This window comes from Achromobacter sp. NFACC18-2 (assembly GCF_900108985.1).
Taxonomy (GTDB): Bacteria; Pseudomonadota; Gammaproteobacteria; order Burkholderiales; family Burkholderiaceae_B; genus Achromobacter.
Genome location: NZ_FNYM01000015.1, coordinates 35,598 through 49,798 on the forward strand (window position 1 = coordinate 35,598; position 14,201 = coordinate 49,798).

Genomic DNA, 14,201 nt, shown 5'->3' on the forward strand with positions numbered 1-14,201 from the left:
CGCGGGACGGGCGGCGGCCCCGGGCAAAATATCGGTTAACGTTGATGTTTTGCTTCCGGGGCGCGCCGCCCCGCATTCAGGATCCGTATGTTCACCGGTATTGTTCAAGGCACCGCGAAGATCGCAAAGATCGCGGATCGCGAGGGCCTGCGCACGTTCACGCTGGATTTCCCCCCGGGCTTCTGCACCGACCTGGCCATCGGCGCCAGCGTATCGACGGACGGCGTGTGCCTGACCGTCACTGAAATCCTGTCGGAAAGCCAGGCCACCTTCGATGTCATGCTGCAAAGCCTGGCCATCACCACGCTGGGCCGCTACGTCGAGGGCGACCGCGCCAACGTCGAGCGCGCGGCCAAGGACGGCGCTGAGATCGGCGGCCATCCGCTGTCGGGCCACGTCGATTTCACGTCGGAAGTGCTGATGGTGAAGTCCTCCGATACCAATCGCCTGATGCGCTTCAGCATCCCCGAGGCGTTTCGCAAGTACGTGTTCGCCAAGGGCTACATCGCCATCAACGGCGCCAGCCTCACCGTGTCGGAAGTGAACCGGGCCGAGGGCTGGTTCGAGGTCTGGCTGATCCCCGAGACGCGCCGCATGACGGTCTTCGAGGACAAGCAGGTGGGCGACGCGGTCAATATCGAGATCGAGCGCAGCACCCAGGTCATCGTCGACACCGTGCGCGAGACTGTCCAGGAAAGCCTGGGCAAGCTGCAGCCGCTGCTTGAAGCGATCCTGAAGGAAAAGGGGTTGATGCTGGAAGACTTCGTCAGCCCGCAGGGCAAGCTGAAGTAATCCGGCCGCCCGGCCGCCCGGCGGGCCGCTGCCGACCCCCCAGACCGCGTCGCCCTCACTTCGCCGCGAACGGCTGCCCCTGCGGCCGCACGCGCATGCCCGGCGCCAGTCGGGTCCAGGGCAGATCCGCCGGGTCGGCCTGCATCGGGCCGGGCGCCTTGGCCACCAACACTTCGTGCGCAATGGGCTGGAAATCGGCGCGGAAGTGCACCGAGCTTTTCACCACCAGCATTCCCATCTCCTCGGGCTGCACGCCGCCGACGCGGAACAGGTTGCGGTCCAGCATCTGCGCCTTGCCGGCGCTGACCACGACGCGCACGCCGCCGATGCGCAGCGTGGCGACCGCGCCCAGGTCCACGTCCATGCCGTTCATCATCGGCCCGTCAAAACGCAGCTTGCCGTCTGACAGCGCCTCGACCTCGAATTCGCCTTCGAACGGCGCATCGCCCGCCACGCCGGATTGTCCGCCCAGGCTGAGCCTGACGGTGGCGCCCACGCCTGCGTTCGTCGCCTGGCGCACTGCCTCGGGGTCATAAAGCAGCCCCAACGCCGCGTTCTGCGCGTCGGCCTGCACCAGCGCGCGCAGCATGCCGGTCGTGTTCGCGTCGCCGCCCGCGCCGGGATTGTCCTGCGTGTCCGCGATGACCACGGGCCGCGTGGCGCTCGCGGCCAGGGCCTGCGCGCGCCGCACGGCTTCGGCCGGCTCCAGGAAATCGGGCGACCATTCGGGCTCCAGCGCCTGCACGCGGGCGTACAGCGATTCCACCGCCTGTGTCACTGCCGCGGCGTCCGTGCCGTAGGCCCACACCACCGGTCCGCACTCCGGAAAATCCGCCGCCGGAAAGCCCGGCGCGAACGAGATCGACGCGATCCCGGGCGCCTGTTCCAGTTCCGCCAGCAGTTCGTACACGCCCTGCGAGGGCTGGAGCATGGTGCACATGCCGTTGATCGGAATCAGGAAGGGCAGCCGGCGTTCGCTGCGCGTCCATTGCTCGCCGGCCTGGATGCGGGCGGCCAGCAGGCGCGCGGCCCGCTCGCCGGTGTCGGCCATGTCCACGTGCGGATAGGTGCGAAACGCGACCAGTCCGTCCGCCATCTGCAGCATGCGCGCGGTGACGTTCGCGTGCAGGTCAAGGCTGGCGACCACCGGCACGTCCGGCCCCACGATCTCGCGCACGCGGGCCAGGAGCTCGCCTTCGCCGTCGTCCAGATGCTCGGTGACCATCGCGCCGTGCAGGTCCAGGTAGATGGCGTCAAAGCCGCCCGCCCGGACCGCGTCCAGGATCTCGCCGGCGATGCGCTCGTAGGCGTCCTGCGTCACATGGGCCGACGGGCTCGCGCCGGCCCAGATCACGGTCTTGACGGTGTGGCCTTCGGCCGCCACGGCATTGATGAAGCCGCCCGCCGGGATGTTGACCTCGCGCAGCCCCAGCACGTCCGCACCCCGCACCATCGCGGGAAAGCCCTCGCCGCGGACGAAGTTCTCGTAGCCCGCCTTGGACGGCGCGAAGGTGTTGGTTTCGTGCTGGAAGCCTGCAACCAGGATGTGCATGTTCGTTTTCCTCGCCGATGGGGCGTGAATTCAAGGGTCCGGGAATTATTGGGGGCGGCGCAGCCTTCAGCAATACCGCCAGTGCCGCATATGTCCGCCCATGGCCGCCCACGCCCGTTATCGCGGGAAATCCCTGATCAATCCTGCGTTGCACGCCGCGAAGTTGCTCGCTTAGAATATTTTTATGAACTACGTAGGTATTGCTAATCAATACTTCAAAAGTTGACCCGTGATCGCGCATCGAACCGGATGCGCCATGTCGCGCCCGCCACTCAGGCGCATCAAATTTGCAGGGAAGTCATGCGGATAGACGAATACGAAAAGCTGGATGGGTTGGACCTGGCGGCGCTGCTTGCGCGCAGGCAGGCGACGCCGGCGGAACTGATGGAATGCGCGCTGCAACTGGCCGAGGAACGCGGCTCGCCGCTGAACGCGCTGACCTACGCGCAGCCCGACACCGGCCGCCGCCTGGCGGAACAATGGAACGAACGCGGTCTGTTCCGCGGCATTCCTTTCTTGCTGAAGGATTCGGGCCTGCCCAGCCGGCGCTTTCCGTCCAGCCTGGGTTCGGCGTTGTTCGACGACACCGAGTATGGGTTCGACGCGACGCTGGCCGAGCGCTTCGAGGCGCTGGGGCTGATTCCCTTCGCCCGCACCACCGTCTCTGAACTGTGCATGGGACCGTCCACGGAAGCGCGCCGCAACGGCGGACCCACGCTGAATCCGCGCGCGCTCGACCGGTCGGTGGGCGGTTCGAGCGGCGGCGCGGCGGCCGCGGTGGCGGCCGGCATCGTGCCGGTGGCCCATGGCAGCGACGGCGGCGGTTCGATCCGCATTCCGGCGGCCTGCTGCGGCGTGTTCGGACTCAAGCCCAGCCGCGGGCGCGTGCCCATGGGGCCGGCGCGTGGCGAAGGGTGGGGCGGCATGGCCTGCGAAGGCGTGCTGACCCGCAGCGTGCGCGATACCGCGGCCGCCATGGATGGCATCGGCGGTTACGCCCCGGGCGCGCCCTACGCCGCGCCGCCCGCGCCGGGTTCCTATCTGGATTCCGTGCGCGAGCAGCGCCGCGAGCCGCTGCGCATCGCGTTGTGGCGACAGGCCTGGAATGGCATTCCCATTGCCCCGGAATGCCTTGCCGCCGTCGAGCGGACGGCCCGCCTGTGCCAGGAGCTGGGCCACGAGGTCGTGGAAGCGCCGTTGCCCGACCTGGACTATTCCGGATTCGTCCGCGCCCATGGCACGGTGCTGGCCACCAATATCGTGCTGGCCGTGCAGGCCAGGCTGGCCATTCGCGGCCGCACCTTGCGCGACGACGACCTGGAACCGGTCATCCGCGATGGCCTGTCGATCGGACGCGAGTTGTCGTCCACGCAATACGTCGATTCGATCAACCGCTTCCACGCGATTGGACGCGCCATCGAGTCGGCCATGACCGGCTTCGACCTGGTGCTGACGCCCACGCTGGCGCAACTGCCCGCCAAGCTGGGCGACCTGGCGCTGGAAGGGGAGTTCTGGGCGTTCCGCGAAAAGGTGTCGCGTTACGCGACCTTTCTGGCGGTGATCAATGCGTCGGGCCAGCCGGCAGCCAGCCTGCCGCTGGACTGGACGGAATCGGGAGTGCCTGTGGCAAGCCAGTTGATCGGGCACTTCGGGCGCGAGGACCAGGTCCTGCGCATGGCAGCCGAGCTGGAGCGGGCCGCTCCGTGGGCGGGGCGGCAGATCTTGCTGCCCTGATCGGCATCGCGGTCCGCCGGCACGATCCGGCGGCGCCGTACCAAATCACACAAGGGGAAGAAATGAAACGATCCTTTATGTTTTCCGCAGCCATGTTCCTGGCCGTGGCGGGCCCGCTGGCTGCGGCGCCCACCGCCAGCCAGGCCGAGACCTCCGCCAAGTTCGTGATGCATGCGCCGCTGCGCGTGCTGGACCCGATCCTGACCTCGGCCTACGTAACGCGCAACCACGGCTATCTGGTGTACGACACGCTGTTCTCCATGGATGCCGCGGGCCGTCCGCAGCCGCAGATGGTGGAGTCGTGGAAGGTATCTGAAGACGGCATGGCCTATACCTTCAAGTTGCGTCCGGGGCTGGTCTTCCACGACGGCGCGCCGGTGACGGCCGACGACGTGGTCGCGTCCCTGCAGCGCTGGGAGGCCGGCGATGCCACGATCGGCAATCGGCTCAAGAACGCCACGGCGGAGCTGGCCGCGTCGGGCGCGGACACCTTCACGCTGAAGCTCAAGACCCCTTATGGCCTGGTGCTGGAGTCGCTGGCAAAGGAAAGCTCGCCGGTGCCTTTCATCATGCCCAAGCGCATCGCCTCCGCGCCGGCCTCCCAGGCAATTACCGAGACCGTGGGATCGGGCCCGTATCGATTCGTGCAGGCTGACTTCCAGGCGGGCGTAAAGGCCACCTATGTGAAGTTCGCCGGCTACGTGCCGCGCAAGGAACCCGCTAGCGCGTTCGCGGGCGGCAAGGTCGCCAAGGTCGACCGGCTGGAATTGGTGAACATCCCTGACAGCCAGACAGCGGTGAATGCCCTGCGTAACGGCGAGATCGACTTTCTGGAGGATGTGCCGCCCGACCTGATGCCGCAGTTGAAGGACGCCAAGGGCATCGCGTTGAAATCCTATGGCAAGAACTCCAACATGTTCACCCTGAGGATGAATTGGCTGCAGGCGCCTTTCAACAATGTGAAGGTGCGGCGGGCGGCGCTGGCGGCCCTGTACCAGCAGGATTACCTGGATGCGCAGATCGGTGATCCCGAGGTCTACCAGGTGTGCGGCGCGGTCCTGACCTGCGTGTCGCCCTATGCGTCCGAGGAAGGCGCCACGCAGATCAAGGCGCCGGACCTGGCGCACGCCCGCAAGCTGCTCAAGGAAAGCGGTTACGCCGGCGAAAAGGTCGTGGTGCTGCATCCGACCGACCTGCCCATCTTCGCCAACATCGCGCCCGTCACGGCGCAGGCCCTGCGCAGCATCGGCATGAACGTCGAGATCCAGTCGATGGACTGGGCCACGCTGCTCAGCCGCCGCAGCAAAAAGGAGGGCGTGGACGAGGGCGGCTGGAGCATCTTCCAGTCCAACATGTCCAGCCTGGACCTGATCTCGGCCGTGGGCAACCCCAACCTGGACGGGCGCGCCGGCACCACCTATCCCGGCTGGACCCACGACGAGGTCATGGACTCCCTGCGCAACCGCTTCGCCGCCGCCCGCAGCGAGGACGAGCGCCGCGAACTGGCCCTGGCGATCCAGCGCCGCAATTACGAGCAGGTGATGTATGTGCCGCTGGGCGGGTATTCCAAGTTCAAGGGATACAACGCCAAGTTCGCCGATCTGGTCGACGCGCCGATTCCGCTCTTCTGGACCTCGCCCAAGTAGCGCAAGGGGATCTCCATCATGCTCAACCTGATCTTCAAGCGCGTGCTGGCCGCCATCCCCGTGATGCTGGTGGTGGCCACCGTGGTGTTCCTGCTGTTGCGGCTGGCGCCGGGCGACCCCGCCCGCGTCATCGCCGGCGACATGGCCAGCGAGCAGGCCGTGGCGGAGGTCCGCGCCGAAATGGGCCTGGATCGACCGCTGCCCACGCAGTACCTGCTGGCCATGGGCGCATTGCTCAAGGGCGACCTGGGTGCCTCGATCATTTCCAAGGACCCGGTGGCGACCCTGATCGGCCAGCGGCTGGGCCCGACGATGGCGCTGGCGATCTGCGCGATCCTGCTGACCATCTGCGCCGCGATTCCGCTGGGGGTCTTCTCGGCGTGGTGGCACAAGGGCCTGTTCGACCGCATCACCCTGGCGTTGACGGTGCTGGCGTTCTCGGTGCCGGCGTTCGTGGTCGGCTATCTGCTGATCCTGGTGTTTTCCGTGAAGCTCAATTGGCTGCCGGTGCAGGGCTACGCGGAGCTGGCCTCGGGCTTTGGCACGTTTCTGTACCACATGGCCCTGCCGACCATCACGCTGGCGACGGTGTTCGTGGCGCTGATCACCCGCATCACGCGGGGCAGCATGCTGGAAGTGCTGGGCGAGGACTTCGTGCGCACGGCGCGCGCCAAGGGGGTGCCCGAACGCTATGTCCTGTACCGCCACGCCTTGCGCAACGCCGCGGTGCCCATCGTGACCGTCATCGGCCTGGCGCTCACCACGCTCATCAGCGGCGTGGTCGTCACCGAAACCATCTTCAACATTCCGGGCGTCGGGCGCCTGATCGTCGACGCCGTGCTGGCGCGCGACTATCCGGTGGTGCAGGGCACGATCCTGTTCTTTTCGTTCGTGTATGTCTTCATCAACCTGGCGATCGACCTGCTTTATGTGGTCCTCGATCCGCGCATCCGCTATTGAGGCCGGACATGAACACAACCGTTTTGGACCGTCCCCGCTCGTTCTGGCCCGCGCTGACGCGCGATCCGCTGATGTTCACCGGTCTCGCGCTGCTGGTGGCCCTGGTAGGGCTGGCGATGCTGGCGCCCCTCATCACCTGGCACGATCCGGCCACGCTAGCTCCCCGGATGCGGCTCAAGCCGGTCAGCCTGGAATACCTGCTGGGCACCGATTCGCTGGGCCGCGACCTGTTCTCGCGCGTGCTGTACGGCGGACGCCTGTCGATCACGCTGGCCGCCCTGGTCAGCGTGATCTCGGTGTGCGCCGGTCTGTTGCTCGGCCTGCTGGCAGGCTACTTCCGCAGGCTCGACGCGGTGGTCATGCGCATCATCGACGGCATCATGGCCATTCCCGGCCTGCTGCTGGCCATTGCCATGGTGGCCCTGGGCGGGGCGACCATCCCGACCATGGTGACGGCCATCGCCATTCCGGAGATTCCGCGCGTGGCCCGGCTGGTGCGCAGCGTGGTGCTGTCGGTGCGCGAGGAGCCGTATGTCGAAGCCTCGCTTGGCATGGGCACCCCGACGTGGCGCGTGCTGTGGCGCCACGTCCTGCCCAGCACGATCAATCCGCTGGTGGTGCAGGCCACGTTCATCTGCGCGTCGGCCATCCTGATCGAAGCCGTGCTGGGATTCCTGGGACTGGGCTTTCCGCCCGAGATCCCCAGCCTGGGCAGCATCATTTCCGAGGGTCGCGCGTTCTTCCAGCGCGCGCCGTGGATCGTCCTGTTTCCGGGTGTCTTCCTGGCGCTGCTGATCCTGTCCGTGAACCTGTTCGGCGACGCGCTGCGCGACCGCCTGGACCCGCGCATGGCGCGCCAACGCAAGGGCTGAAGCCGATGTCTTCCACACCCATCCTGGAAATCCGCGACCTGAAGGTCAGACTGCCCGGCGCCGGCGACCGGCGGTATGCCGCCGAGGGCATCGCGCTCACCGTCAATCCGCGCGAAATCGTATGCATCGTCGGCGAATCCGGCTCTGGCAAATCCGTCACGGCCAGCGCCGTCATGGGCCTGCTGCCCAAGCATGCGCTGACGCTCGAAAGTGGCCAGATCCTCCTGTCCGGCCGGGACATCACGCACGCCTCCCTGGCCGAACTGCGCGCCCTGCGGGGTGACCGGATGGCAATGATCTTCCAGGAGCCGATGACGGCCCTGAACCCGCTGATGCAGGTGGGCGACCAGATCGCCGAGATCTTCCAGTTCCATGGTCCGTCGCTGTCGCGCCGGGACGTCGACCAGCGCGTGCTGGCCCTGCTGGCCGACATGCGGCTGCCTTCGCCCGAGACGCTGCGCCACGCCTTTCCGCACCAGTTGTCGGGGGGGCAGCGCCAGCGGGTGATGATCGCCATGGCGCTGGCGATGGAGCCGGCGTTGATCATTGCCGACGAACCGACCACCGCCCTGGACGTGACGTCCCAGGCCCAGGTGCTGCGCCTGCTGCACGGCCTGCGCGAGCGCCACGACACCGGCATCCTGTTCATCACGCACGACTTCGACGTGGTGGCCGAGATCGCGGACCGGGTGATCGTGATGCAGCACGGCCGCATCGTCGAGACCGGCGCCGCCGACGAGGTGCTGGCCAATCCCCAGCATCCCTATACCCGCAAGCTGATCGACGCCGTGCCCCGGGGGCAGTTCGGCGCCGGCGCGCCCCTGCCCGACGGCGACCCCGTCATCTCGGTCGAGAACCTGGGCATGCGCTTCGTGACGTCCAGCCTGTTGCGCGCCAAGCGCCGCGAGGTCAACGCGCTGGACGGCGTCTCGCTGTCGCTGGCCCGTGGCGAAACGCTGGGCATCGTCGGCGAATCGGGGTCGGGCAAGACCACGCTGGGGCGTTGCCTGGCGCACTTCGCGCGCCCCACGTCCGGGCGCATCGTCATGAACGGCGAAGATGTGTCGCACCTGTCCCGCGCGGCCTGGCGGCAGTGGTGCAAGCGCATCCAGATGGTGTTCCAGGACCCTTACCGCTCGTTCAATCCGCGTCTGACCATCGAAGCGACGCTCTCGGAGGGACCGCTGAACTACGGCGAGGATCCGGCGCGCGTGCAGGCGCGGATGCGCGACATGCTGGCGCTGGTCAGCATCGACGACAGCGCGCTCCAGCGATACCCGCACGAGTTCTCCGGGGGCCAGCGCCAGCGGATTTCGATCGCGCGGGCGCTGATGATGGAGCCCGAGATCCTGATTGCCGACGAGGCGGTGTCGGCGCTGGACGTGTCCGTGCAGGCCCAGATCCTGGATCTGCTGGAACGGATCCGCGCGCAGTTGAACCTGAGCATGATCTTCATCACCCACGACCTGCGCGTGGCGGCCAGGCTGTGCCATCGCATTGCGGTGATGCAGCGCGGCCGCGTCATGGAGATCGGCCCTGCCGAACAGATCTTCACACGGCCGGGCAGCGCCTACACCCAGGAACTGCTGGCCGCCATCCCCGGCAAGGAAGGGCTGGGCAGCCGCTGCGCGCCCGGCCTGGCCCTGGCCGGCGCTTGAAGGAGACGGCGATGACACGCGTTGCCTTATTGAGCCGGTCGGCCAATCTTTCCTACTTCCAGCCCCTGTTGCAGGGCCTGGCGCCCGAGCTGGACGTTGCCGTCTGGCCCGACCCGCGCAGCCTGCAGGCCGACGTGGCGGTGTGCTGGAATCCGCCGGAGGGCGTGTACGACGACATGCCCAACCTGAAACTGATCCACAGCATCGCCGCCGGCGTGGACAACCTGCTGGACGGCCAGCGTACGCGCGGGCTGCCGGTCTGCCGCGTGGTGGATCCGCAGCTTGCGCAGGGGATGCTGCAGTACGTGCTGTGGTGCGTGCTGACCTTCCATCGCAGACTGGATCTGGCGCTGTCCAACCAGCGCGCCGCGCGCTGGCACCGTCCCGCGCAGACCCCCGCCTCGCAATGCCGGGTCGGCCTGATGGGCCTGGGCGAGCTGGGCGGCGCGATCGCCGCTGTGCTGCCGGGGCTGGGCTATGCCGTCAATGGGTGGTCGCGCACACCCCGGCAGATCGAGGGCGTGCGCGTCTATGCGGGCGAGGGCGCCTTCGACGCGTTCCTTGCCAACACCGACATATTGGTGTGCCTGGTGCCGCTGACCCGCGCCACCCGCGGCATCCTGAACCGGCGCACGTTCGACGCCCTGCCGCAAGGCGCGGCGGTGGTCAATTGCGGCCGCGGCGAACACCTGGTCGAGGCGGACCTGATCGACGCGCTGGCCCGCGGGCAATTGCGCGGGGCGGTCCTGGATGTATTTGCCCAGGAGCCGCTGGATTCGGCCAATCCGCTGTGGTCCACGCCCGGCGTGATCGTGACCCCGCACATGGCCACCATGCCGGCGCCCGCCACCGTGGCCGAGCAGGTCGTGGCCAATATCCGCCGCCTCGGGCAGGGCGAAGCCCTGGCCAACGCGGTGGACCTGACGCGCGGCTACTGACTCCATCAGCCCATCAGCCCAGCCCGTTATCCGATTGCCAACCCTAGACGAGAAACTTCCATGTATTTTGATGACCCCGCGTTCACCATTCCGACCGGCGCGCCCGCGCCCCTGGACCCGCAGATCGCAGAATTCCTGAAGCGCATGGCGGCGGACGCTTCCCAGTATCCGCGCCGCGACACCCTGTCCATCGAGCAGGGCCGCGCCAACGCCGAAAAGGTGCGCTTGCCGTGGGCCCAAGGCGGTCCCGCCATGGCGCGCACCGATGAGCGCCAAGTCACGACGCGGCACGGCCAGGTGCGCGTGCGCGTCTATTACCCGGCGCAGCGCCGGCTGCCCGGCGCCTTCATGTACATCCACGGCGGCGGCTTCGTGCTGTTCAGCATCGACACGCATGACCGCGTGATGCGCGAGTACGCGGAGCGGGCCGGCATCGTGGTCGTCGGCGTGGACTACACCCGCGCGCCGGAAGCCAAGTTTCCCCAGCCGCTGGAGGAGTGCGTGGACGTGCTGCGCTGGATCGCCGCGTCGGCATCCGACCTGGACGTCGACCCGGGCCAGATCTTCGTGGGCGGCGATTCCGCCGGCGCCAATCTGTCCATGGGCACGGCGCTGACGCTGCGCGACGAGGGCACCCCGCTCATCAAGGGGCTGGTGCTGAACTACGGCGGCTTCGGCAGCAACCTGTTCCGCAATTCCGTCGTCCGCTACGGCGCGGGGGAATACGGGCTGTCGCTGCACATGATGATCTGGTTCCGCGGCATGCATATCCGCCACGGCAAGGACTTCTTCGACCCCCGGGTGGATATCCTGCGCGCCGACCTGACGGGCCTGCCGCCGGCGTGGCTGGTGGTGACCGAATGCGATCCGCTGCACGACGACAGCATCGAGCTGGAGCGCAAGCTGCGCGAAGCCGGCGTGGACGTCGCGTCCAAGGTCTACCCCGGCACCGCGCACAGCTTCCTGGAAGCCGTATCGATCGCGGCGGTGGCCGGCGAGGCGTTCGACGACACGGCGAGCTGGCTGCACGCCAAGGCCTAGGAGCGCGCGATGTATACCCCGCCGGCCTATGCCGAAACCGATATCGGCGTGCTGCACGCGTTCATCCGTGCGCACAGTTTCGCCACCCTGGTGACCGTGGGCGCGGAAGGCGCGAATGCCACGCATCTGCCGTTCCTGCTGCGCGACGACGGCGGGCGGGGCGTCCTGGTCACCCACCTGGCGCGCGCCAACCCGCAATGGCGGGACTTGCTGGGCGGCGCGCAGGCGCTGGTGCTGTTCCAGGGACCGCACGCGTTCATTTCGCCCAGTTGGTACGTCAACCGCCAGACGTTTCCCACCTGGAACTACACGGCGGTCCATGTGCGCGGTGCGCCGCGCCTGATCGAGGCGCCCGAAGCCATCCGCGCGGTGCTCTCCGAGACGGTCGCGCGCTACGACGCGCCGCTTGGCGGCGAGTGGACCTTCCCGTCCATGCCCGAATCCCTGACGGCGCCGCGCCTGCAGGCGATCGCGGCGCTGGAGATCCCCATCGGCACGCTGGAAGGAAAGATGAAGCTGAATCAGGACAAATCGGTGGCCGACCGCCTCGGGGTGATACGCGAACTGGAGCGCCTGGGCGACACTGGCAGTCTGGCCATTGCCCGACTGATCCGTGCCCAGCCTGATCTGGCGGCGCAGGCGGCCGGCCCAGCCTGACCACAACCGGAGTCCCTCATGATTCAAGATGCAAACGAAGCGCGCGTGCGCGACGAACTGGCCGCGTTGTACCGCCTTGTCGCCCACTTCCGCATGACCGACCTGATCGACACCCACATCAGTGCGCGGGTGCCGGGCACGGATAACCATTTCCTGATCAACCGCTACGGCGTGCTGTTCCATGAAATGCGTCCGCAGGATCTGGTGAAGATCGACCTGGAGGGCAATCCGGTCGATCCCGGCGACGCCGAAAGCCAGATGGTCAATGCGGCGGGGTTCACCATTCATTCGGCGGTGCACGCCGCGCGCCATGATCTGGCCTGCGTGGTGCATACGCACACGGCCGATGGCATTGCGGTGGCATGCCAGCGCGACGGCCTGTTGCCGATTACCCAGCATGCGCTGCGCTTTTATAAGCGGCTGGGCTATCACGACTACCAGGGCATTGCGCTGGATCTGGAAGAGCGTGAAAGCCTGGTCGCCAGTCTTGGACCCCACAAGGCCATGATCCTGCGCAACCACGGCCTGCTCGCGGCCGGTTCGTCGGTGGCGGAGGCCTTCGTCAACATCTATTACCTGGAGCGCGCCTGCCAGGCGCAGGTCAAGGCGCAATCGACCGGCGCGCCCCTGGTGTTCCCGTCGGAGGCGGTGTGCGAGCGCACCGCGAGCCAGTACGAACGGCCGACCGCCCCGATCTACACGCAGCGGGTATGGACCGCGGCGCGGCGCCTGCTGGAGCCGGACTTGGAGACAATCGAATGAAAGACAGCCTGGCCAACCTGGACGGGCGGGCCGGCGGTCAGGACAAGCCGACCTTGCCGCTCAGGCCGCGCGCGGCGGTCAGCAGCAGCGGCGAATAGCGCCGCGCGAATTCCGCCGGCGTGGCCCATTCGGACACCAGCCCCGCGATCTGAATTGCCGCCACCGGGCGATGGCGATGGTCCAGGATGGCGGCGGCCAGGTTCAGTTCGCCGAGCATGCTTTCCTCGATGGCAATGGCATACCCGTCCTGGCGCGCCTGCTCGACCAGGGCGCGGATACGGTCCGGATCGTTGTCGGTCTTGGGCGTGGTCGGGATGGCGGCAAGCGGCATCTGCGCCGACCGGGCCAGGATGTCTTCGACCTCTTCGGCGGGCAGATGGGACATGATGGCGCGCCCGCCGGCCGTCTGCACCATCGGCAAGGCGCGGCCGGCCAGCGTGCTGCTGAAGGTCTGGCGCTTGGTCTGGCGGCGCAGCGCAAAAATGATGTAGAGGTCGTCGAACAGGCTCAGCTCGACGCGTTCGTTGGTTTCGCGCTGCATTTCGGCGATGAGCGGGGTGGCGCGTTCAAGCAGCGGCACACTGCGCATGTAGTCGAAGCTGCGCTGCAGGATCTTTTTGCCGGGCGTGTAGCCCTTGCCGCCCGCGCCGCGTTCCAGGTAGCCCAGCGTGACCAGGGTGTGCGTCATGCGCTGCGTGGTGCTGCGGTCGAACCCCGTAATCTCCATGAGTTCATTCATGCTCATGGTGGACGGGCGCTGGGCGAAGGCTTCGAGCAGCTCGAAGCCTTTGGCCAGGGATTGAACGAACAGGGGGTCGGGACGGCTCATGGATATCGCTTCCAGGGCGATGGGTCGCCCGCTCAGATAGGAACCCAGGGATTTTATAAAGGTTCTTAAGTATTTCCTATAGATACTTGTGTGCTTACCGGCGAGACCGTGCGCGGCAGGCCGATTGGCATAGAATGCCCTACATCAGCGGCCATACCGAGGTCATCATGTCGGTCACATCCGATATCAAGATTCGCCCCCTCGAGCGCGGCGACCTGCACTTCGTGCACAAGATCAACAATAACGACGTCATCATGCGCTACTGGTTCGAAGAGCCCTACGAGGCCTATGACGAACTGGTCGCCCTGTACGACCGCCATCTGCATGACCAGAACGAGCGGCGCTTCATCATCGAGCACGACACCGGGCAGCCCGCGGGGCTGGTCGAACTGGTGGAGATCGATTACATCCACCGCCGCGCCGAATTCCAGATCATCATCGCGCCCAGCTACCAGGGCAGGGGCTACGCCAAGGCCGCGACCCGCATTGCCGTGGGCTATGCGTTTCGCGTGCTGAACCTGCACAAGGTGTATCTGATGGTCGACAAGGACAATACCGCGGCCGTGCACGTCTACGAGCGCTGCGGTTTCCAGATCGAAGGCCTGCTGAAGGAAGAGTTCTTTTCCAACGGCGCGTACCGCGACGCCTACCGGATGGCGCTGCTGCAGCACGAGCATCTGCGCGACGTCGGGCCAGGCGCGCCGGATGCGCCCGTGCTGCGCGACTGGCCGCAGGAAGAGCAGGCGGGCTGACGCCCGCC

At 67.2% G+C, this 14,201-nt stretch carries 13 protein-coding genes; 11 read left to right on the plus strand and 2 right to left on the minus strand.

What is annotated here, in order from left to right; genetic code table 11:
- Positions 1–87 precede the first annotated feature (87 nt).
- Positions 88–792 (plus strand): riboflavin synthase subunit alpha, encoded by a 705-nt coding sequence (locus BMW75_RS21380; RefSeq protein ID WP_092581766.1) that lies wholly within the window; start codon positions 88–90, stop codon positions 790–792.
- A 55-nt stretch (positions 793–847) separates the two neighbouring features.
- Here BMW75_RS21380 and BMW75_RS21385 read toward each other — a convergent pair whose 3' ends face one another.
- Entirely contained in the window at positions 848–2,344 is a 1,497-nt protein-coding gene (locus BMW75_RS21385; RefSeq protein WP_092581767.1) for a M81 family metallopeptidase, read from the minus strand.
- 300 nt (positions 2,345–2,644) lie between these two features.
- Here BMW75_RS21385 and BMW75_RS21390 point away from each other — a divergent pair, with 300 nt between their 5' ends.
- The 9 genes from BMW75_RS21390 to BMW75_RS21430 all read left to right on the plus strand — a co-directional run bounded on the left by BMW75_RS21390 (position 2,645) and on the right by BMW75_RS21430 (position 12,612).
- Positions 2,645–4,078 carry an amidase gene (locus BMW75_RS21390; protein WP_076521447.1) on the plus strand — a complete coding sequence of 478 codons (1,434 nt, stop codon included), beginning with the start codon at positions 2,645–2,647 and terminating at the stop codon, positions 4,076–4,078.
- Between the two features lie 62 nt (positions 4,079–4,140).
- Complete coding sequence (locus BMW75_RS21395) at positions 4,141–5,724, plus strand: ABC transporter substrate-binding protein (RefSeq protein ID WP_139208576.1); 1,584 nt, start codon at positions 4,141–4,143, stop codon at positions 5,722–5,724.
- An 18-nt stretch (positions 5,725–5,742) separates the two neighbouring features.
- Positions 5,743–6,684 (plus strand): ABC transporter permease, encoded by a 942-nt coding sequence (locus BMW75_RS21400; protein ID WP_092581769.1) that lies wholly within the window; start codon positions 5,743–5,745, stop codon positions 6,682–6,684.
- Positions 6,685–6,692: 8 nt separating this feature from the next.
- Complete coding sequence (locus tag BMW75_RS21405; protein WP_076521443.1) at positions 6,693–7,556, plus strand: ABC transporter permease; 864 nt, start codon at positions 6,693–6,695, stop codon at positions 7,554–7,556.
- Positions 7,557–7,561: 5 nt separating this feature from the next.
- Complete coding sequence (locus BMW75_RS21410) at positions 7,562–9,214, plus strand: ABC transporter ATP-binding protein (RefSeq protein WP_092581770.1); 1,653 nt, start codon at positions 7,562–7,564, stop codon at positions 9,212–9,214.
- Between the two features lie 11 nt (positions 9,215–9,225).
- Positions 9,226–10,152, plus strand: coding sequence for a 2-hydroxyacid dehydrogenase (locus BMW75_RS21415; RefSeq protein ID WP_092581771.1), 927 nt, complete (start codon positions 9,226–9,228; stop codon positions 10,150–10,152).
- 60 nt (positions 10,153–10,212) lie between these two features.
- A complete protein-coding gene (locus BMW75_RS21420; RefSeq protein WP_092581772.1) occupies positions 10,213–11,193 on the plus strand; it encodes an alpha/beta hydrolase fold domain-containing protein in 981 nt (326 codons plus the stop codon).
- 9 nt (positions 11,194–11,202) lie between these two features.
- A complete protein-coding gene (locus BMW75_RS21425; protein WP_092581773.1) occupies positions 11,203–11,850 on the plus strand; it encodes an FMN-binding negative transcriptional regulator in 648 nt (215 codons plus the stop codon).
- Positions 11,851–11,868: 18 nt separating this feature from the next.
- Positions 11,869–12,612 carry a class II aldolase/adducin family protein gene (locus BMW75_RS21430; protein ID WP_092581774.1) on the plus strand — a complete coding sequence of 248 codons (744 nt, stop codon included), beginning with the start codon at positions 11,869–11,871 and terminating at the stop codon, positions 12,610–12,612.
- Between the two features lie 37 nt (positions 12,613–12,649).
- Here BMW75_RS21430 and BMW75_RS21435 read toward each other — a convergent pair whose 3' ends face one another.
- A complete protein-coding gene (locus BMW75_RS21435) occupies positions 12,650–13,441 on the minus strand; it encodes an IclR family transcriptional regulator (RefSeq protein WP_076521437.1) in 792 nt (263 codons plus the stop codon).
- A 167-nt stretch (positions 13,442–13,608) separates the two neighbouring features.
- Here BMW75_RS21435 and speG point away from each other — a divergent pair, with 167 nt between their 5' ends.
- Positions 13,609–14,193 carry a spermidine N1-acetyltransferase gene (speG, locus tag BMW75_RS21440; protein WP_092581856.1) on the plus strand — a complete coding sequence of 195 codons (585 nt, stop codon included), beginning with the start codon at positions 13,609–13,611 and terminating at the stop codon, positions 14,191–14,193.
- The last annotated feature ends 8 nt before the right edge of the window (positions 14,194–14,201 follow it).

What these genes read in the sequence shown, in the direction of transcription:
- BMW75_RS21420 (WP_092581772.1), top strand. Translation starts at nt 10,213, where the DNA reads ATGTATTTTGATGACCCCGCGTTCACCATTCCGACCGGCGCGCCCGCG.
- BMW75_RS21380 (WP_092581766.1), top strand. Translation starts at nt 88, where the DNA reads ATGTTCACCGGTATTGTTCAAGGCACCGCGAAGATCGCAAAGATCGCG.
- BMW75_RS21400 (WP_092581769.1), top strand. Translation starts at nt 5,743, where the DNA reads ATGCTCAACCTGATCTTCAAGCGCGTGCTGGCCGCCATCCCCGTGATG.
- BMW75_RS21410 (WP_092581770.1), top strand. Translation starts at nt 7,562, where the DNA reads ATGTCTTCCACACCCATCCTGGAAATCCGCGACCTGAAGGTCAGACTG.
- BMW75_RS21385 (WP_092581767.1), bottom strand. Translation starts at nt 2,344, where the DNA reads ATGCACATCCTGGTTGCAGGCTTCCAGCACGAAACCAACACCTTCGCG.
- BMW75_RS21430 (WP_092581774.1), top strand. Translation starts at nt 11,869, where the DNA reads ATGATTCAAGATGCAAACGAAGCGCGCGTGCGCGACGAACTGGCCGCG.
- BMW75_RS21395 (WP_139208576.1), top strand. Translation starts at nt 4,141, where the DNA reads ATGAAACGATCCTTTATGTTTTCCGCAGCCATGTTCCTGGCCGTGGCG.
- BMW75_RS21435 (WP_076521437.1), bottom strand. Translation starts at nt 13,441, where the DNA reads ATGAGCCGTCCCGACCCCCTGTTCGTTCAATCCCTGGCCAAAGGCTTC.
- BMW75_RS21425 (WP_092581773.1), top strand. Translation starts at nt 11,203, where the DNA reads ATGTATACCCCGCCGGCCTATGCCGAAACCGATATCGGCGTGCTGCAC.
- BMW75_RS21415 (WP_092581771.1), top strand. Translation starts at nt 9,226, where the DNA reads ATGACACGCGTTGCCTTATTGAGCCGGTCGGCCAATCTTTCCTACTTC.
- BMW75_RS21405 (WP_076521443.1), top strand. Translation starts at nt 6,693, where the DNA reads ATGAACACAACCGTTTTGGACCGTCCCCGCTCGTTCTGGCCCGCGCTG.
- speG (WP_092581856.1), top strand. Translation starts at nt 13,609, where the DNA reads ATGTCGGTCACATCCGATATCAAGATTCGCCCCCTCGAGCGCGGCGAC.
- BMW75_RS21390 (WP_076521447.1), top strand. Translation starts at nt 2,645, where the DNA reads ATGCGGATAGACGAATACGAAAAGCTGGATGGGTTGGACCTGGCGGCG.